At 63.6% G+C, this 18,652-nt stretch carries 16 protein-coding genes and 1 tRNA gene; 11 read left to right on the plus strand and 6 right to left on the minus strand.

Features of this window, described 5'->3' with window-relative positions:
• Window positions 1-35 precede the first annotated feature (35 nt).
• Window positions 36-872: an outer membrane protein gene (locus tag WG900_RS06080; RefSeq protein WP_339965567.1), complete on the minus strand. Its 837-nt coding sequence runs from the start codon at window positions 870-872 to the stop codon at window positions 36-38.
• Window positions 873-1,017: 145 nt separating this feature from the next.
• Window positions 1,018-2,967, minus strand: coding sequence for a hypothetical protein (locus WG900_RS06085; RefSeq protein ID WP_339965569.1), 1,950 nt, complete (start codon window positions 2,965-2,967; stop codon window positions 1,018-1,020).
• 136 nt (window positions 2,968-3,103) lie between these two features.
• On the opposite strand from WG900_RS06085, the gene WG900_RS06090 reads away from it, so the two are divergent.
• Together WG900_RS06090 and WG900_RS06095 are read left to right on the plus strand one after the other, a co-directional pair.
• Window positions 3,104-3,388, plus strand: coding sequence for an antibiotic biosynthesis monooxygenase family protein (locus tag WG900_RS06090; RefSeq protein ID WP_339965571.1), 285 nt, complete (start codon window positions 3,104-3,106; stop codon window positions 3,386-3,388).
• 69 nt (window positions 3,389-3,457) lie between these two features.
• Complete coding sequence (locus WG900_RS06095; RefSeq protein WP_339965573.1) at window positions 3,458-4,642, plus strand: glycosyltransferase family 4 protein; 1,185 nt, start codon at window positions 3,458-3,460, stop codon at window positions 4,640-4,642.
• Between the two features lies 1 nt (window position 4,643).
• Here the strand turns inward: WG900_RS06095 and WG900_RS06100 are convergent, their stop codons facing one another.
• A complete protein-coding gene (locus WG900_RS06100; protein ID WP_339965575.1) occupies window positions 4,644-5,054 on the minus strand; it encodes a hypothetical protein in 411 nt (136 codons plus the stop codon).
• 88 nt (window positions 5,055-5,142) lie between these two features.
• Between WG900_RS06100 and WG900_RS06105 the strand changes: the two genes are divergently transcribed.
• The 4 genes from WG900_RS06105 to WG900_RS06120 all read left to right on the plus strand — a co-directional run bounded on the left by WG900_RS06105 (window position 5,143) and on the right by WG900_RS06120 (window position 8,962).
• Complete coding sequence (locus tag WG900_RS06105; protein WP_339965576.1) at window positions 5,143-6,465, plus strand: replication-associated recombination protein A; 1,323 nt, start codon at window positions 5,143-5,145, stop codon at window positions 6,463-6,465.
• Complete coding sequence (locus WG900_RS06110; RefSeq protein ID WP_339965578.1) at window positions 6,462-7,985, plus strand: M28 family peptidase; 1,524 nt, start codon at window positions 6,462-6,464, stop codon at window positions 7,983-7,985. The genes WG900_RS06105 and WG900_RS06110 overlap by 4 nt, the downstream gene beginning before the upstream one ends.
• Window positions 7,986-7,992: 7 nt before the next feature.
• The gene (locus WG900_RS06115) at window positions 7,993-8,862 is read left to right on the plus strand and encodes a hypothetical protein (protein ID WP_339965580.1); all 870 of its coding nucleotides are present in this window, start codon (window positions 7,993-7,995) and stop codon (window positions 8,860-8,862) included.
• A gap of 24 nt (window positions 8,863-8,886) precedes the next feature.
• A tRNA-Thr gene (locus WG900_RS06120) sits at window positions 8,887-8,962 on the plus strand.
• Between the two features lie 272 nt (window positions 8,963-9,234).
• Here the strand turns inward: WG900_RS06120 and WG900_RS06125 are convergent.
• On the minus strand, window positions 9,235-9,474 hold the full coding sequence (locus tag WG900_RS06125) for an SDR family NAD(P)-dependent oxidoreductase (RefSeq protein WP_339965983.1): 240 nt from the start codon (window positions 9,472-9,474) through the stop codon (window positions 9,235-9,237).
• A gap of 686 nt (window positions 9,475-10,160) precedes the next feature.
• Here WG900_RS06125 and WG900_RS06130 point away from each other — a divergent pair.
• Complete coding sequence (locus tag WG900_RS06130) at window positions 10,161-11,090, plus strand: nucleotidyltransferase (RefSeq protein WP_339965582.1); 930 nt, start codon at window positions 10,161-10,163, stop codon at window positions 11,088-11,090.
• 933 nt (window positions 11,091-12,023) lie between these two features.
• Here WG900_RS06130 and WG900_RS06135 read toward each other — a convergent pair.
• Window positions 12,024-12,893 (minus strand): fumarylacetoacetate hydrolase family protein, encoded by an 870-nt coding sequence (locus WG900_RS06135; protein ID WP_339965584.1) that lies wholly within the window; start codon window positions 12,891-12,893, stop codon window positions 12,024-12,026.
• 212 nt (window positions 12,894-13,105) lie between these two features.
• Here WG900_RS06135 and WG900_RS06140 point away from each other — a divergent pair, with 212 nt between their 5' ends.
• From WG900_RS06140 to WG900_RS06150, 3 genes are all read left to right on the plus strand, one after another.
• Window positions 13,106-14,773 (plus strand): DUF885 domain-containing protein, encoded by a 1,668-nt coding sequence (locus tag WG900_RS06140; RefSeq protein WP_417597162.1) that lies wholly within the window; start codon window positions 13,106-13,108, stop codon window positions 14,771-14,773.
• Window positions 14,774-14,868: 95 nt separating this feature from the next.
• The gene (locus WG900_RS06145) at window positions 14,869-15,648 is read left to right on the plus strand and encodes a tryptophan 2,3-dioxygenase (protein WP_339965586.1); all 780 of its coding nucleotides are present in this window, start codon (window positions 14,869-14,871) and stop codon (window positions 15,646-15,648) included.
• Between the two features lie 10 nt (window positions 15,649-15,658).
• On the plus strand, window positions 15,659-16,756 hold the full coding sequence (locus tag WG900_RS06150) for an aminotransferase class V-fold PLP-dependent enzyme (RefSeq protein WP_339965588.1): 1,098 nt from the start codon (window positions 15,659-15,661) through the stop codon (window positions 16,754-16,756).
• Here the strand turns inward: WG900_RS06150 and queF are convergent, their stop codons facing one another.
• Window positions 16,757-17,215, minus strand: coding sequence for a preQ(1) synthase (queF, locus tag WG900_RS06155; protein WP_339965589.1), 459 nt, complete (start codon window positions 17,213-17,215; stop codon window positions 16,757-16,759).
• Between the two features lie 112 nt (window positions 17,216-17,327).
• Here queF and WG900_RS06160 point away from each other — a divergent pair, with 112 nt between their 5' ends.
• Complete coding sequence (locus tag WG900_RS06160; protein ID WP_339965591.1) at window positions 17,328-18,539, plus strand: hypothetical protein; 1,212 nt, start codon at window positions 17,328-17,330, stop codon at window positions 18,537-18,539.
• Window positions 18,540-18,652: the final 113 nt, after the last annotated feature.

The raw sequence follows: 18,652 nt of genomic DNA on the forward strand, positions 1-18,652 counted from the left end.
GCCCTTTTTCTTTGACCTGACGGCGTGCCGTCAGATCAGAACCTGAAGCTCATCGTTGCGCGCAGGCTGTGGTAGTCATAGCGCGTTTCGGACGGGCGCATGTTCACACCGCCGGCGAGGACGAACGGGTTGGTCGCACCTGCCGTACCGTTACCAACGGCAACGAAGTATTCGTCGTCATTGTAGCGGTTGTAGAGGTATTCGAGGCCGAGCGAGAGGTTGCGGGAAAGCAGCACTTCCGCGCCGCCGCCGGCCTGCCAGCCCCAGACCATCTTGCCATCGTTGAACGGGGTGAACGAGTTCGCCGTGTTCGTGGTCGAGAAGGTGTGGTCGATCTTGGCGTAGGAACCGCCACCGGTCACATACATCAGGCCGCCACCGCCGGGGGTGAAGCCAAGACGCGCACGGGCAGAAACGGCGTAATCCAGCTCGCGGTCAAAGCTGTAGCCAGCCGGAGTGGTGCTGAAGGCCGAGCTGCCGTCACGTGCCGAAGACTTGGCGCCTTCGATCAGTACGCCAGCAACCAAGTTGTTGCCGAGGCGGGCATCGTAACCCATGCGTACCGAGTACTCGAGGCCGTTTTCATCCTTGCGGCAGCCGCCCGGCGCATTGGCCGTGCTGAAGCCATTGCAGAAGCCCGGCGAAAACGCGTTGCCGCCGCTCGAGGTCAGCACGTTCTGGTCAAAGGTGCCATCGCGGTTGGTATCGAAGACAACGGTGCTCCCGCCGTCGTTGTTCTGGGCAGTCGTACCGATAGTTCCACCAATGTAAAATCCGTTATAATCGGTCGAAGAGTCGGTGTCCTGAGCGGAGGCAGCCGTGGCCAGGCCGAGGGCCGCGGTGGCGGCCAACAGCGTCGAAATCATCCTCATTTTACAGTTCCTTGTGAATCTTCACATCAGCGACAATGTGCGGTCACAAGACGTTTGATCGCGCGGATGGTTCCGGCGATGCGCGAATTTGCGGCAGATTGAGTTGGAAACTGCGTTGGCCTGACGCGGCCCCGGCAAGACCAGATCAGAAATCAGCGGCGATCGAAAAGGTGAACCGACGGTGTTCCTCCGGTTGCAAGGTGTTGCTGGTGATCACCTTCCAGCCGGTGCGATTGAACACGTTCTGCAACTGCATCCGCGCGCTGGCCGGCATGGTGCCCAGCTTGAAGCGGTGGCGCAGGCCGATATCGATCGCGGCGTGCGTGTCCAGCATGGCTTGCCGTCCGCCCAGCGCCGCCACCGGCGCTGAACCCATCGCGCGCGGCCCTGTGGCGAGCAGCGTGACAGTGGGGGTCAGGCCGCCAAGGATGTCGGTGCGGTATTGCAGGTCGATGCGGGTATAGAAGTCGGGTATACCAGCGGGTCTTGCGCCAACCAAGCCGCTCGTCCGCCCCGGGCCGGTGACTTCGGGCTTCATCAGCACGGCTCCGGCGAGCACGGTCAGCCGGTCGAAGTGACCGGCGAACGACAGTTCCGCCCCGCGATAACGCGCTTTGCCCAGTTCGGCAAAGCGGCCACTGGTATCGAAGGTGAAATAGGGCCGGCGGATCTGGAAGGCCGACAGCACCAATTGGTTGCCCTTGCCAAGCCCGATCCGCACCCCGCCTTCGTACTGGGTGGACTGCGTGGTGGGGAGCTGCTCGCTGCGGTTTACCGCATTCTCGGGCGCAGCGCCGCTGTCTTCCAGCCCCTTCTGTGTGCCGGCGAACAGTTCGACGTGGGCTGCAAGGTTGACGACGGCAGTCGCATTGTACAGCCAGGCATCGCTCGCGCTGGCGGTGACGCTGCCGGTGCGGGCATCGCGGAAGGTGGCGCGATAACGGGCGCGCTGCAGCCCGAGGTTGACGCTGCCCACACCAGCAAGCTTCGCCTGATAGCCCAGCAGAACCGCCCGCTGGCTGACGCGCCCCACGTTGACCGGGCCGTACGCGAATGTCGGCTCGGCCTCCTGATCGTCGCCGTAAAGGTCCATCAGGCCGAAATCGCGCAGGTCTGATCCGCCCGATTCCGTATACCGCTTTCGCGCCCGAAATCCCGCGATCAAGCGGTGCTGCAAGGCCTTTGGCCCGCCCAGCTTCCACGCCAGCTGCGCTTCACCGCTCCACGAATGGACGTCCTGTTCGGGGTCGGAAACCAGCCGGTGGCGCACGGTCGAACCGGGGCCGCTAAAGCTGAAGAACTCGGAATAATTGTGCTCGCGCGACAGGGCCGAGCGGAAGATCCCGCCGCGCAGGGCAAGCCGGCTGGTGATCGGCGCGCGGACTGTGACGCCGGCGTTGCTCTGGTAGATGCGCCCGCGCGCCCAATCCTGCCCGAGGTAGTGGCCCAGCTGCGGCTGGGGCGGCACGATATCGCCCTGCGTGAGGAAGAAGGGCCGCGACCGGATATTGTAAAGCAGGGTGCCAGCGTAGAACGGGCTGATCTCGAAACCATTGCTCACGCGCAACACAGGCCGGATTGCGACAGCCACGCTGGGCAACACGGCGCCGTCGCCGGTTACCGTGCGGGCGTAACCCAGCCCGATGCTCGAACTGAGCGCACCCGGCACGATCGGCAATTGCACGTCAAGTTCGGCAAGAGCGCCTGTGTACTGCAGCCGCGTGAACGACAAGCTTCCCGCAAGTTCATCGCCTGAGACGCGCAGTCGGTTGTCAACGATCCCGGTTGGCGCGGCGAAGGGGTAGTCGATCCCGGCGATGCCGACGCGGATGCCATAGGACGCGCGCGTCCGGCCCGAGAGGCTGGCGACCGGATCGAAATAGACCCCGTCAATCCGCGCATTGCCGGCCTTCAGCGGACTGAGCCCGCGCGTATCATTCTCGTTGTAGATGCCCGTTGCCTCGGTCCCGACCTGCGTGCCGAAGGCGTCGTCGCTGCTCGCCGCGGCATTCTCTGCCGAACGCTGGGCAAGCGCCGGGGTCGCGGCAAGGCAGATCGTGGCACCAAAGGCGAAGGCGGCAGTCAGGCGGGGCATCGTTTCTCCTGCCAATTATCCTAAGCGTGCTTAGCGTTGCGGCGCAATCGCTGGCTTAGCGCCCGAGCGATGGTCGGCCCCTTGCCACTGGAACGTGCCGCGCCGATGATCGTTTGATACTTGTCAGGAGCCCGCTATGATCACCGAAATCGCCACCATTTCCGTCGCCCCCGGACAGGAAGAGGCCTTTGAAGCAGCCATGCGGCACGGCGGAATCGAGCACCTTTCGGGCTGCCCGGGGGTGCGTAAAGTGTCGTTCGGCCAAGGCGTGGAAGACCCGGGCAAGTTCGCATTTGTGGTCGAATGGGATTCGCTTGAAGCCCACCACGCGGCCCGCAATACCGATGCCTTCGCCGCATTTCGTGCGAGTATGGGCGCGATGACGATTGGTGGCGCGATGGAGCACTTTGCCCTCTCGTGACGGCGCCCTGACGGCGCCCGGATCGCGCCCCCTCGCCATTCTGTGCTCAAGCCGCTAAAGGCGCTGCCCATGGCAGAGCCTCTTCAAGCTGACCCCAAGGCACCGCTAGCTGACCTGCGCATTGCGTTGTTCAGCGGCAATTACAACTATGTGCGCGATGGTGCGAACCAGGCGCTAAACCGGCTGGTCGGCTACCTGCTGCGGCAGGGCGCGCAAGTACGGGTCTATTCGCCAACCGTTCCGGAGCCGGCCTTTCCGGCTACCGGCGATCTGGTTTCGGTACCGTCGATCGCCTTTCCGGGACGGGGCGAATACCGTTTTCCGCTCGCGCTCAGCCCGCGCCTGCGCTCCGATCTCGCGGCCTTCGCACCCAACATCGTCCACATCTCCTCGCCCGATATCGTCGCGCACCGCGCGGTGACTTGGGCGCGGCATCGCAAGCTGCCGGTGCTGGCATCGGTCCACACCCGCTTCGAAACCTATTTCCGGTATTACAACATGGCCTGGTTCGAACCGGCAGTCGAAGCGATGCTGCGCCGACTCTACCGCCGCTGCGACGCGCTGGTCGCGCCTTCGGAATCGATGGCCCAAGTGCTGCGCGACCAGCGGATGAATTACGATATCGACATCTGGTCTCGAGGGGTGGACCGCGATCTGTTCAATCCCGGCCTGCGCTCGCTCGAATGGCGGCGCAACCTGGGCATCGGCGATGAAGAGATCGTTGTCGGCTTCCACAGCCGTCTGGTGATGGAAAAAGGGCTCGACGTGTTCTCCGACACGATCGACGAACTGCGCCGGCGCGGCGTGGTCCACCGCACACTGATCGTCGGGGATGGCCCGGCGCGCGAATGGCTGGAAGACCGGCTGCCGGACGCCATTTTTGCTGGCTTCATGGGCGGTCAGGACCTGGGCAAGGCGGTCGCATCAATGGACGTGCTGTTCTTCCCTTCGACCACAGAGACATTCGGCAATGTCACGCTGGAGGCGATGGCTTGCAACCTGCCAGTCGTCGCGGCGGCGGCAACGGGCAGCGAAAGTCTTGTCGCGGACAACAAGTCTGGCCGCTTGATCCCGCCCGGCGCGATCACCCAGTTCGCCGATGCCATTGTCACCTATCTGGACGATGCGGACCTGCGCGCCAAGCACGGCGCGGCCGGCGAACGGCGCGCCCGCGACTTTTCATGGGACCGGATCAATCAGGCCGTGGCGGATACCTATCTGCGGCTGATCCGCCAGCGCGCGAAGAAGCGCTGACCTACTTGAGGATGCCCTGCGCAGCGGCGCGGCGGCTGTACCACCACAGCAGCAAGATGCCGGCGAGGATCATCGCGGGTTCCGCTGGTCCGAGCACGCCTGCGAGAAACTGGCCGAGGTAACTCACCAGTGCCCCAACGAGCGACACTAGAAACGCGTTGGGCGCATGGCGCGAACGCAGAAGCATCAGCACCGAGCCGGCGAGCGAACCCCACACACCAAGGCCATAACCAATGTTCGCCCACAGCGGCATGTTCGTCACGTAGTCGCGAATTTCCTGCGGCGCACTTGCCAGCATCACATCCGGATTGAGCCGCGTCTGAATATACAGGTACGCACCGATGCAGTTCCACAGAAGTCCGAGTACGGCCACCACCCAGTAAATGGTCGGTGCCTTGGTGCCATTTGTCATGCCCCATCTCCCCTGTTCTTGATGGCGCGATGGTATGCCTGAACGAGGGGCGATGCAATCCGCCGTCGAACCGGCTAGGACGAGGCCGATGGCTGACCTTTTCGCAGACGAATCCCCGCAGCAAAACCGCGACGAACCGCGCGAGGACGCGCCGCTCGCTGACAAGCTGCGCCCGCGCGCACTGGACGAGGTGATCGGGCAGGAACACCTGACCGGACCGGAAGGCGCGATAGGGCGCATGGTCGCCGCCGGCCGCCTGTCGAGCATGATCCTGTGGGGTCCGCCCGGCACCGGGAAGACCAGCATCGCCCGCCTGCTCGCCGATGCGGTGGGCATGCGCTTCATTTCGGTGAGCGCGGTGTTTTCAGGGGTTGGGGATCTCAAGAAGGCCTTTGCCGAGGCGGAAACTGCGGCAAAAATGGGCCAGCGAACCCTGCTGTTCGTGGACGAGATCCACCGCTTCAACCGCGCCCAGCAGGATGGCTTCCTGCCCTTTGTCGAGCGCGGCACGGTCACCCTGGTCGGCGCGACGACGGAGAACCCGAGCTTCGCGCTCAACGCCGCGCTGCTCTCCCGCGCGCAGGTCCTGATCCTCCACCGGCTCGATGCCCGCGCGCTCGATACCCTGCTGGCGCGCGGCGAGGACCTTGGAGGCCCGCTGCCCCTCACCGCCGAGGCACGCGATGCGCTGGTGGCGAGCGCCGACGGCGACGGGCGCTTTCTGCTCAATCAGGCGGAAACCCTCTACAACGCGAAGATACCGGAACCGCTCGATCCCGCTGCACTTGGCAAGTTCCTCCAGCGCCGGGTCGCGGTCTATGACAAAGACCGCGACGGTCATTACAACCTGATTTCCGCCCTGCACAAATCCTTGCGCGGATCAGACCCGCAGGCTGCGCTCTATTACATGGCGCGGATGCTGACGGCGGGAGAGGAGCCGCTTTACGTCCTGCGCCGGCTGGTGCGCTTCGCCAGCGAGGATATCGGCCTCGCCGATCCGCAGGCGCTGGTCCAGTGCCTCGCCGCGAAGGACGCCTACGAATTTCTCGGCAGCCCCGAAGGCGAGCTGGCGATCGTGCAAGCCTGCCTCTACCTCGCCACCGCGCCCAAATCGAACGCTGCCTATGCCGCCCAGAAGGCCGTATGGAAAAGCGCACGCGAAACGGGATCGCTGAGCCCGCCGGCCAATATCCTCAACGCCCCGACCAAGCTGATGAAGGACATCGGTTACGGCGCGGGCTATGTCTATGACCACGAGGCTGATGACGGCTTTTCCGGCGCCGACTACTGGCCAGAGGGCATGGAGCCGCAGGAATACTATCGCCCGGTCGAACGCGGTTTCGAACGCGAAGTCGCCAAGCGGATGGAATGGTGGGACAAGAAGCGCCGCGAGCGCCGGGGGGACGAATGAACAGGTCGCTATCAGCAACAGCAGTACTGGCCGCTTCGCTCCTCACCGCAACCTGCGGACTGGCGCTTGCGCAAGGCAAGGGTCCCGCTGGCCCCCAGGACGCCGATACGAGCGCCTGGTGGGCGTTCACCGGTGAACTTTCCGGCGATGCCATGCAGGGCCGCGACACCGGAAGCGCAGCCTATGAACGATCGGCAGCGCTCGTTGCCAATCGCCTGAAAGCGGCGGGCCTGAAGGCGCTTGGCACGGACGGATGGCTTCAGCCGGTCGCGATTGATGAACTGGCGGTCACCAAGGCCAGCGCCCGGATGGGCCGCACCAGCCTGCGCTTCCTCGCCGATTTCACCGTCTCCCCGCGCCGGGGAATGCCCGCACGGATCGCGGCCCCCCTCGCCTATCGCGGTTATTGCGGCGCGGAGGAACTTGGCGACGTGGCAGGCCGGCTGGTGATCTGCCACGGCACCCGCAAGAGCGGCCCGACCTCCGCAGTGGCCCGCGAGGCCGCCGTTCGCAAGGCGGGCGCGGCCGGCATGTTCGAAATCGCCGATCCGGGCTTCACCATCGAGCCGCCACGCTGGCCCTTCGCCTATGCGCGCAGCTTTGCGCTCGCCGGCCAACTTCCCGCGGCAGACAGCTTCGTCAAATTGACCCTGCGCGCCGAAATGCTGGGTTCGCTGATACCGGGCGGCGCAAAGTTGGTTGCAGCGGGAGCGGCCGGCCAGCCGCTGCCGTCACGCGATGCGAAACTGCCGCTCGAACTGACCTTCGCCACGGCCGAGCGGCGCGTCACCTCGTCCAATGTCGTCGGCGTGCTGCCGGGCACCGATCCCGCGCTTGCCGACCAAGCCATCGTGCTAACCGCGCACCTTGACGGCTATGGGCACGGCTACCCGGTCAAGGGCGACGACCTTTACAACGGCACGCTCGACGATGCCGCCTATGTCGCGCTGATCGTCCGCCTGATGGAACGGCAAAAGGGCAAGGGCTTTGCCCGCCCGGTGATCGCGCTGCTGGTGACGGCTGAGGAAAAGGGCCTGCTCGGATCCAAATACTGGGTCGCCAATCCGACATGGCCGTTGCCGCGCATTGCCGCTAACATCAATCTCGATCAGCTCCGCCCGATCTTCCCGCTGCGCCGCCTGACGGTCCATGCCCGCACCGATTCGACGCTGGGCGACGATGTCGAGGCCGTTGCCCGTTCGATGGGCATCGTCACGCAGGATGACCCTGAACCCGAACGCAACCTCCTGCGCCGCACCGATCACTGGAACTTCATCCTGGCGGGCATACCGGCGACAAATTTCGTCTTCGGCTTTGAAGCGGGGAGCCCGAGCGAGGCCGTCTACCGGCAATGGTACCGCACCGGCTATCACCGCCCGCAGGACGACATGAAACAAGCGATCGACTGGCAAGCGGCGGCAGATTTCAACCGGTTCTTCTATACGCTGGTCGAACGGGTGGCGAACCAGCCGCAGGCCCCTGCGTGGAAGCCGGGTTCGTCGCTGAGGCCCAAGCCATAGTCTCTGCGTGACACCGCCCCGCTTCCAACACTTCGCCGCTATCGACTGGTCAGGCGCGGCGGGTGAACGGCACAAGGGCATCGCGCTCGCCCTGTGCAGCGAAGGCAATGCCGCCCCTCAGATCGTGCGGCCCGGGCATCGCTGGTCACGGACCGAAGTGGCCGACTGGCTGGCCCAGGAAATGCCGCAAGGCACGCTGGCCGGACTGGACCTCGGCATGTCGCTGCCGCACGCTGACCGAGGCGCGTACTTCCCCGCATGGAACGAAAGCCCCGCCGATGCGCGCGACCTGTGGGCGGCGGTCGAGCGGATTTGCGCTGATGACCCGCACTTGTCCGTCTCCAGTTTTGTCGACCATGCCGAGGCCAGCCGCCACTTCCGCCGCCACGGCGGGCGCGAGGGAGACCGGTTTGGAGGAGGCCGAGGGCGGTTCCGCAAGTCCGAACTGGCGCAGGAGCGCATGGGCTGCCGGCCGTATTCGAACTTCAACCTCATCGGCGCGGCGCAGGTGGGAAAGTCCAGCCTGTCAGGCATGCGGATGCTCCACCGGCTCTCCCCACGCCTGCCGGTCTGGCCGGTCGATCCGCTGCCCGGCGAGGGCTCGGTCGTGGTGGAAATCTACACAACGATAGCCGCGATGCACGCGGGCCGGCCGCCGGGCCGCTCGAAGATGCGCAGTTATGAGGAGCTGAACTCCGCGCTCATTTCGCTCGGCAGCCGGCCGGTAGAGGCCAGCGGTGCGGTGGACGACCACACCAGCGATGCGATTCTCACCTCGGCCTGGCTGCGCAAGGTCGCCCATCAGCCCGAACTGTGGAACCCGCCTGGCCTCAGCGAAGTCGCGCAAACCGAGGGCTGGACGTTTGGCGCGGTCTGAGGCTATGGGCGTGGGCATTGGCGGGCCGGCTTAGCTCAGTTGGTAGAGCACCTGATTTGTAATCAGGGGGCCAGGGGTTCGAATCCTCTAGCCGGCACCATATTTTTCAAGAACTTAGTAGCGATCACAGCCCTTTCTGGGGCACCTGTCGAGCGCCACGCAATCGCCACGAAACCAAGAGGATTCGCAGAGGGGGTTAGTGTGGCGTGATCTTTTGGGAAAAAAGTCACCTCTCAGGCCGGAGCCAGATCAGATTGAATGCTCCGCACCGATCTTCATTGGGCGCTGCAGGCCCTGTAAAGGCTGATATGCTTTGCTTGTGATGGCACCATTTTCAACGATAGTGCTGGACGCACGAAGGCCCTTAAGCATCTAATGCTGCTGACGAACAAGCGAAGCGCAGTATATTGCTGATCCCGCTTCACTCGGCACGCCCGCATTGTTTACGAGTATGTCGATTCGGCCACGGTCGCTGATGATCTGACCGACCATTGCCTCCACATCTTCGCGACTGCTGACATCGCAAGACAGGGCAAGGCCGCGCCCGCCCGCCGCAACGATTTCATCAACCACGGACTGAGCCCCGCCGGTGCTTTTAGACCTGGTCTGCAGAGCGGGGAGTGCATGTGACCATCAATCCGCTAAGCACCATGGCTGCCCACACCCGTTGAATTTGCGGCGCGCAATTGGAGCGCACAAGAAATGCGGGGGAGGCGATAGCGTGTCGAGCAACACCGTTAGGCCATCGTATGAGCGATGAGAATTCAGTCATCGAAGGAATAAAGGACCTTGAACCTTCAGAGCCCCTCGTCCTCTTTGAGGCAAGAATGGCGTAACGTCATGGCCAGGCCATTTCATATTAACTCGGAATTGCGCAATTCGAGCGCGACCAAATCCTACCGGCGCGGGACTGTCATTAATCTAAGAACCATTGTCCCGATCTCCGGAAGGGTTGCATTTCTCCGCGAGGATCACCGACAAGTCCGCGACCGTGATGGTTGACTTCCGGGCAACGGGCAGTTCTTCGATCTCGTGACGGATCCGGGCAAGCATGTCGCGATGTCCATCCGCTCTTCGGACTGCACCGGTGCGACAACCCGACCGACCAGTACTACCGTCCGGTCGCGGCTAGTCTTAGGCCAAGGTGGGAACGGGCAGATGGGGCCGCCACGGTCTTGTCCCGGACCCGCATATTTCGAATTTCCGCCGGCAATGGAATGTCCATTCCCGAGGCAATTGCACCATTATGTCTTTAAGAGGACTGGGCAGGGAAAGCCTTTGCCTGCTAGGTTTGCGCCATGCGTACCGATCTCGAACACCTGCCGGCCAACAAGCAGCGCGAGCTCGAACGTGTTGTGCAAATCCTGTTTGAGGAATTCGGCGACTCCTTCGCGCTGGCGAAACACGAATGGAAGAAAGCGGGGCGGATCCTCAAGGTAATCCTCTACGGCTCTTACGCGCGGGGCGGCTGGATCGATGAGCCGCACACTGCCAAGGGCTACAAGTCCGACTTCGACCTGCTGATCATCGTCAACGACAAGCGGCTGACCGACCGGGTCAAGTACTGGGCCAAGCTCGATGACCGGCTGATGCGCGAGTACGGCATCACCGGCACGCTCAGCACACCGGTCAACTTCATCGTCCACACCTTGCAGGAAGTGAACGACGGCCTCGCCCATGGCCGCTACTTCTTCATGGACGTCGCCAAGGAAGGCGTGGCGCTCTACCAGAGCGACGACATCGAACTGCACACACCCAAGCCCAAGACGCCGAAACAGGCGCTTGCGATGGCTCAGGAGTATTTCGACGAGTGGTTTCCTGCCTCGATGCGGAAGTTTGAGTTTGTACGCTTTGGTATCGAGAAAGGGCATCTCAAGGAAACGGCATTCGAATTGCATCAGACCGCCGAGAGCCTCTACCATTGCGTACTTCTGGTTTGCAGTTTTTACACGCCACATGTGCACAACCTTGGCTTTCTGCGCACCCAGGCAGAGCGACTCAATCGCCGCCTAACTTTTGTCTGGCCTGTCGATAGCCGCAAGCACCGCGCGATGTTCGAAAAGCTCAAAGAGGCCTACGTAAAGGCTCGTTATTCAAAGCACTACCGGATCAGCGCAGAAGAACTGACGTGGCTCGGTGAACGGGTTGAGGAACTCGGCCGCGTGGTTCACGAGGTCTGCAGCGAACGCCTTGCCGAGCTTGAGGCTGAGATCCAGAAACGAAGCTGATCGGTTCGCCGCGGCGACTGCTGGTCGAAAGCGCCTGGACCTATTGCCGGCCGCCCCGGGTCTACGGTCACTTGCTCCGCCGACAGGAAAACCTGGCTCAGCCCATCCGAACAATGGCTGGAAAGCGCAACAACGGCTCCATGAGCGCTAACGGCGGCTTGCCGCGACAGGCAGGGCGAAGACCATAGTGATCACCGCGATTGCGCGCGAAATGGTGGGGTTTATCTGGGCGATCTCGCGCGAGGTGGAACCCCGATTGCAAGGGGTTTGAACCGGCAACCCCGAAGCGCACGAAAGGAGGCAGCAACCAAAAACCATTAATCGGTGCCCAGTGTCGGGGGCGGAGTCGGTAAGGAGAATCCTCGGCCCCTTCGTGTGGCAGCTCGCAAGACCCACGCCGGCCGCTGACAGAGGCAGCTCCAAGACAAATCCCGAGGTCTTGCGGTAACCAACCCGCGCATGAGTGAATGATCGACCGTCGTCTTGAACCCCGTCCCCTACACTGCGCATCGTGATGAAACACCGTACCGGCGCACAGCCGCAGGCCAGTCGCGCCCAGAGACTTGAATTCGGACATGAGTAAAGGGGTAGCCTAAGGCAGCGTAGCGGCCATAGGCCCAGGGGAAGGCATTCCCCTCTGAATGATCTGGTTGGCGCTCTCTTTGACTTGCGAAAATACGATGCCCGTTCGCATTTGGTGCATGCTGGAAGGGTCGGCCCAGGGTAAAGTGATGAATTGCAAGAGTTACCCTGCAAAGGACAGAATTCCGCTATTTGCAGGGTAAACGCTCCTGATGCCCGTGTCGTTGTGACATTGCCTTGAGCGTAGACTGATCGGTTTCCGGTTCGACCAGCACCACAGCAGGAATCCAGCGAACCCCTGAGTTTTTTGTGCGCTTTGCCGCAAGCGGCTACGCTTGGGGTTCGAATCCTCTAGCCGGCACCAGCATCCCAAGGCGCAGATCGGGCCTCCGCAGACAGCGACACCTTAGTCACCAACGTCTCGATCCCCGGTATCTCCAGCCGCATGACATCGCCAGCCACAACCGGCGCAACATCCGCCGCGCCAGACAACAACAAGTCCCCCGGATAGAGCGTCATCGCGCTGGATGCGAAAGCGATCATCTGCGCTGGGCTGCCGGTCAGGTCACCGAAAGACCGCTCGCCGCGCAGTTCGTCGTTGACCCAGAATTTGTAGCCCAGCGCGGAGGGATCGGCGATTTCGTCCGCCGTCACCAAGCATGGGCCAAGCACGCCATAGGTGTCGAAGCTCTTGCAGAAGGCCCAATCCTCGCGCTCGGGCTTGAGCGTCATGTCGAGCGCGCAGGCATAGCCGGCGACGTAATCGAGCGCCTCTTCGACCGAAACATTGCTGCATTCGCGCCCGATAATGATCGCGAGTTCGGGTTCGTGCACCGTTACCCGGTCGGGCCAGCGCAGTTCGACGCCCTCGCCCTCGCCCGCGAGCGACGTCACCGCCTTGCCCATGAAACCCATCATGCCCAACGGCGAGACGTGGTGCTTCCAGTTGCCGGCGCCGCAGACGAATTTCGATGGATTCGCCACTGGCGAGAGCAGACGCACGTTTTCGCGCGCGAGAATCGACGCATTTCCGGCGATCTGGGCGATCCGTTCGCACACTTGCGGCAGGTTCGCGATTAACTGGTCGCCCGGTGCCAGCGGCCAGCGGAGCGGCGGCAGCACGTCTGTCGCCTCGGTCACATCGCGCACGGCGTCGCTTTCGAGCAGGCCGAGGCGCGGGTTTTCCGGGCTTTCCGGCAAGACAAAACGACACAGGCGCATCAGACTCTCCCTTTGCCGCCATGATGGGGCCTGCAACGATCCGCGCAAGGGCCGCCGGGCTTGCGGCCATGCCGGGCGGCGCGGCGGGCAGGAAAAGGCGTTCGTCGAGACTCCCCTTGCGTCCACCGATGCTTCGCTCCAGTTTCAGGCGCAACCAATTGCTCCCCGGGAGAATCGCCGTGCGCCTCTATCGCCCCCTCGCCGTCCTGCTGATGAGCACCGCGCTCGCCGCCTGCATGGGCACTGCACCGCCCACGGAACCGTGGAGCAACTATACCCAGAAAACGATCGACGGCTGGCTGGCGATCGATCCGTCCTTCGCCGTCTATCAAGGCGCGCATCAGTTCGATGGCAAGCTGCCCGACTGGAGCGCCGAGGGCCTCAAAAAGCGCGGCGATTTCCTGCGCGGGGTGATCGACGGGGCCAAGGCTTACAGCACGCTTGAAGGCAAGGAGAAGTTCGAGCGCGACTACATGATCAAGGTTGCCGAAGGGCAGCTGTTCATGTTGGAGGAAGCTGACCAGCCGCACCGCAACCCGGCGTTCTATGTTGGCGGCGGGCTTGATCCCAATGTCTACATCGCCCGCGAATATGCCGACAAGCCGACCCGGATGAAGGCCATGATAGCCTTTTTTGATGGCGTCCCCGATGCCGCCGCGAATATCCGCGCCAATCTCAAAGGCCCGCTGCCCGCCACCTACATCAAGTACGGCGTCGCCGGCTTTGGCGGCTTTGCCGATGCCTATGTCAGCGATGCCCGCGCAGCCTTTGCCGATGTGAAGGACCCGGCGCTCCAGCAGCAGCTCATCGCTAGTTCGGACAAGGCGTCAAAGGCGATGGCCGACCTGCGCGACTGGCTGAAAGGGCAGGAAGCCACGGCCACGCAGGACTTTGCTCTGGGGCCGGACAAGTTCGCCAAGATGGTCCTCGCCAACGAAGGCGTAGACATCCCGCTCGACCAGTTGGAGGCTATCGGGCGCGCCGACCTCAAGCGCAATCAGGACGCGCTGAAGGCCGAATGCGCCAAGTTCGCGCCCGGTGGCACCGTGCCGGAATGCATGACCAAGATGAATGCCAACAAGGGCGCTGGCGGTCCCGTCGCCACCGCAACGCGGCAGATCCCGACACTGACGGCCTTCGTCAAGGAGAAGGACCTCGTCTCGATCCCCGGCACCGAACAGGCGCTGGTGCGCGAAAGCCCGCCCTATAACCGGCAGAACAGCGCCTATATCGATCCGCCGGGGCCGTTCGAGAAGGGCATCCCCTCGGTCTATTACATCTCCCCGCCAGACCCGACGTGGTCGCCGGAAAAGCAGGCCGCCTATATCCCCGGTGAGCGCGACCTGCTGTTCACTTCGATCCATGAAGTGATGCCCGGCCACTTCCTCAACTTCCTCCACGCCAACCGCAGCCCGTCAATGTTCGGGCGGTTGTTCGTCGGCTACGCCTTTGCTGAAGGCTGGGCGCACTATACCGAGGAAATGATGTGGGAAGCGGGGCTCGGCAACGGCGATCCCGAAACGCACATCGGCCAGCTGTCAAACGCCCTGCTTCGCGACTGCCGCTTCATCTCCGCCATCGGGCTCCATGCACGCGGAATGAGCGTGGCCGATTCCAAGAAGCTGTTCATGGAAGAATGCTTTCAGGACGAAGGCACCGCCGACCAGCAGGCAGCGCGCGGAACTTACGATCCCGCCTACCTCAACTACACGATGGGCAAGCTGATGATTCGCAAGCTGCGCGATGACTGGTCCGCCACCCGCGGCGGGCGCGCGGCATGGAAGGCGTTCCACGACGAGTTCCTGTCCTATGGCGGCCCACCGGTCCCGCTGGTGCGGCAGGCGATGATGAAGGAGGAGACGGCGAAGGCCGTGTTCTGATGGCAAACTGCTTGCATTTGTAACCAGTTAATCGGATGGTCCGGGACATGACGACAGACGGACCATCCGATTCAAAACCCCCTGCTTCTCAACCAATGACCTACGCGCGCTATCTCGCGCTCGACAAGCTGCTCGGCAGCCAGCATCCGCAGTCCGACCTTGATGACGAAATGCTGTTCATCATCATCCACCAGACCAAGGAACTTTGGCTCAAGCAGATGATCCGCGAACTGCGGCTGGCGATGGATCAGGTCGCCGCCGATGCGTTGATCCCAGCCTACAAGGCGCTGGCCCGCGTCAGCCGCATCCAGGCGGTGATGACGCTGAGCTGGGACGTGCTGGCGACCATGACGCCAAGCGATTACACCCGCTTCCGCCATGTGCTCGGCCCCAGTTCGGGCTTCCAGTCGGACCAGTTTCGCACGGTCGAATACTTGCTTGGGCTGAAAGACGGGAAGTTTCTGCGGTTTCAGGACGACCGTCCCGAAGCGCAGGCCGCGATGGAACGCGCACTCGCCGCGCCCGGCCTGTGGGACCTCGCCATAGCCGCCGCTGCCCGCGCGGGCCTTGCTATTCCGGACCACGTTCTGGCGCGCGATTTCTCGCAGGCTTACGAGGCCGACCCGGCAGTCGAGGCCGCCTTCCTGGAGGTTTACCGCGATACGCAGCGCTACTGGGACCTCTACCAACTCGCTGAGAAACTGGTAGATCTCGACGATGCCATGGCGACATGGCGGCACAAGCATGTCCTCACCGTCGAACGCGTCATCGGCGGCAAGCCGGGAACCGGCGGCACGGCGGGGGCCAGCTACCTGCATTCGACGCTGGGCAAACGCGCCTTTCCCGAACTCTGGTCATTGAGGACCAGCCTGTGAGACTTGGCCTGTGAGCTACCAGTACCTCTTCGCCCGCGCGCTCGCCGCCAACCGACAGCGGCTGCACTTTGCCGCGCACAGCCATCACTTGTGGCCCGATGCCAGCTATGACGGCCACATGGAAGCATGGGACGATGCCGCGCGGATGGCCGACCGCAAGTGGGACCGGATCTTCGGCGAGGTCCTGCCCGAGGCGCAGCGCCACGTGGCGAGCGAGCTATCCCTGCCCGATCCGGCCACCATCGCCTTTGCGCCCAACACACACGACCTGCTGGTGCGGATCGTCTCGGCCCTGCCGATGGCGAAGCCGCACATTCTGGCGAGCGACGGCGAGTTTCATTCGTTCCGCCGCCAAGCCATGCGCTGGGCCGAGGCAGGGCGAATCACACTGGAAACCGTGCCGCTCGCAGAGCTTGCCGAGCGGGCAGCACGCGGCGGGTTCGACCTGCTGTTCGCCAGCCAGATCCAGTTCAACACCGGCGCACGACTGGGCGACATTGACCAGTTCGCCGCCCTCGCCGGGCCCCATGGCCCATGGGTGGTGATCGATGGCTATCACGGGTTCATGGCCCAGCCGACCGATCTTTCCGGAGTGGCAGACCGCCTGTTCTACCTGTCTGGCGGCTACAAATACGCGATGGCCGGCGAAGGCGTGTGTTTCCTTCACGCCCCGCCGGGATATGCCCTACGCCCCGAAATCACCGGCTGGTTCGCGGATTTTGACAGCCTTGAAGCGCAGCTGGGCGGTGTCGGCTATGCCCCCGATGGCCTGCGGTTTCTGGGCAGCACCTTCGATCCCGCAGGGCTTTACCGGTTCAATGGCGTGCGCCGGATGCTGGCCGCTGAATCGCTCGATACCCCGGTCATTTCCAGATATTGCGACGGGCTGATGGACGCCTTCGCCGCGGCGCGCCCGCTTCCTGGCATGGAAGCTCTGCCCCGCGCCCCGCGCTTCATCGCCTTTCGCGGGCCGGACGCGCAAAAATGGCAGGAACGGCTATCCGCCAAGGGCATTGTCATCGACCGGCGCGCCGACGTCCTGCGGATCGGCTTCGGGCTCTATCAGGATTTCGAGGATGTGCAGCGGCTGGTCAAAGCCTGCCGTTAATTACCCCCGCCCGCGATAGCCGGCCACGCCCTGATCGGGCACCCACAGGCCGGCCGGCGGCGCATCGCTTTGCCAGAATACGTCGATCGGAATGCCGCCGCGCGGATACCAGTAACCACCGATGCGCAGCCACCTGGGCTTCATTTCATCGAACAGGCGCTGCCCGATGCCCACGGTCACATCTTCATGAAAGCCCGCATGGTTGCGGAACGATCCGAGGAACAGCTTGAGGCTCTTCGATTCGACGATCGTATCACCCGGCGCATAGTCGATCACGAGGTGCGCGAAATCTGGCTGGCCGGTCACCGGGCACAGCGAGGTAAACTCCGGCGCGGCAAAGCGCACGAGGAAAAGGCTGCCAGCACGCGGGTTGGGCACGTAATCCAGCACGGCGGCCTCAGGGGATGCCGGCAGCGCGCTGTTCTGGCCGAGGTGGAGCGGAGAGAGTGTGTCGTTCATGCCGCTCGCATGCCGTCATCTGTGCGATTGCACAAGTCAGCGGTTTGCCTTGCCCAATTCACCCGCTATTCAGCGCCCCCCGGCAGAAGCGGGGACACAGGCGAAAGACGGCATGAATCGGGGTTTCAAGACGATGGCAGGGATCAGGCGCGCAGGTCTTGCATGCGTACTGGCACTGCTGTGCACGACGCTGGCGCCAGTCATGGCGCAATCGGTTGGCGATTTCCGTCTGCAGCCCAAGGAAACGCCGACCACGCAGGCGCAAGGCCCGGTTGACCGCGATGCACCGGTCGTCCGCCCTGCTACGCCAACGCCCAGCCCGACTCCGACGCAGCCGGTTGCCACACCCAGCCCCGCCGCGACCGCCACCTCTGCCCCCGCCGCCTCCACGCCTTCGTCAGCGCCCTCCGCGCGGCCGAGCACTGCTGCCCAGCCGCGCAGCAATGCGTCAGCGACATCGGCCACCCGATCGCCATCCACGCCTTCCGTCAATGCGCCTGACGCCGAAGCGCCGCTTGTCGGTTCCTCAACCGAAGCGCAGGCGCCCGTCGTTGTCGAAACGTCCGAGCCTTCGCCGAACGCGGGCAAGGCGCTGCCGTTCGACCTGTGGTGGCTAGCTATTCCGGCGGTCCTGATCGTCCTCGCCGGCCTGTGGTTCATGCTGCGCGGCAAGCGCGGCGAGGCTGCCGAATACGAGGATTATGCCGAGGCTCCAGCCGAAGCGCCGCCCGTCCTTGCGGAAACACCGCCAATTGCCAAGCGCGCACCGGCTCCCAAACCGGCCGCTCCGGCTCCGGCCACGGCTCCTATCCCCGACCCTGCCCAGTGGAGCGGCGACACCTTGGCCATTTCGCTCGATGTCGGGCGGATGAGCGCCACGCTGGTCAATGCTTCGCTGTCATGGCGGCTGATCGTCGAGAACCGGGGCGACACGCCGCTTGGCCCGGTGATGGTGGCAGGCGACATGATCGCCGCGCACGGCTCGCTGCCGGTCGAACAGCAGCTTGCCACCGATGGCCAGCCGCTCGAACTGATCGACGATATTGGCGTGATCGCGCCGGGTGAACAGGCCGAACTGCGCGGAGAATTCCGTGTGCCGCTGTCCTCGATAAAGCCGATTCAGGCCGGATCGGCGCTGCTCTACATCCCGCTCGCGCGCTTTCGTGTTGAGGCGGACGAGGTCACGACGCTCGCCACCTTTGCCATTGGAGAAACGCCGCCGGTTGCTAAGGCGGCGCTGCTGCCGTTCAGGCTCGATCTGGGGCCGCGCGTCTGGGCGAAGATCAGCCAGCGGCAGGTCGATCGCCAGCCGATCGCCGCCTGACCGCCAGCCGCGATAGTTGCCGCAGTGCAACAAAGTTCCCGGATGGTTCACTAAGCCACTTTCTCCCCCTCGACGGCTCGCAACTGCGAGGCTAACCCTGAACTGACGCAACG

It is taken from the genome of Novosphingobium aquae (assembly GCF_037572715.1).
GTDB classification, from domain to species: Bacteria; Pseudomonadota; Alphaproteobacteria; order Sphingomonadales; family Sphingomonadaceae; genus Novosphingobium; species Novosphingobium aquae.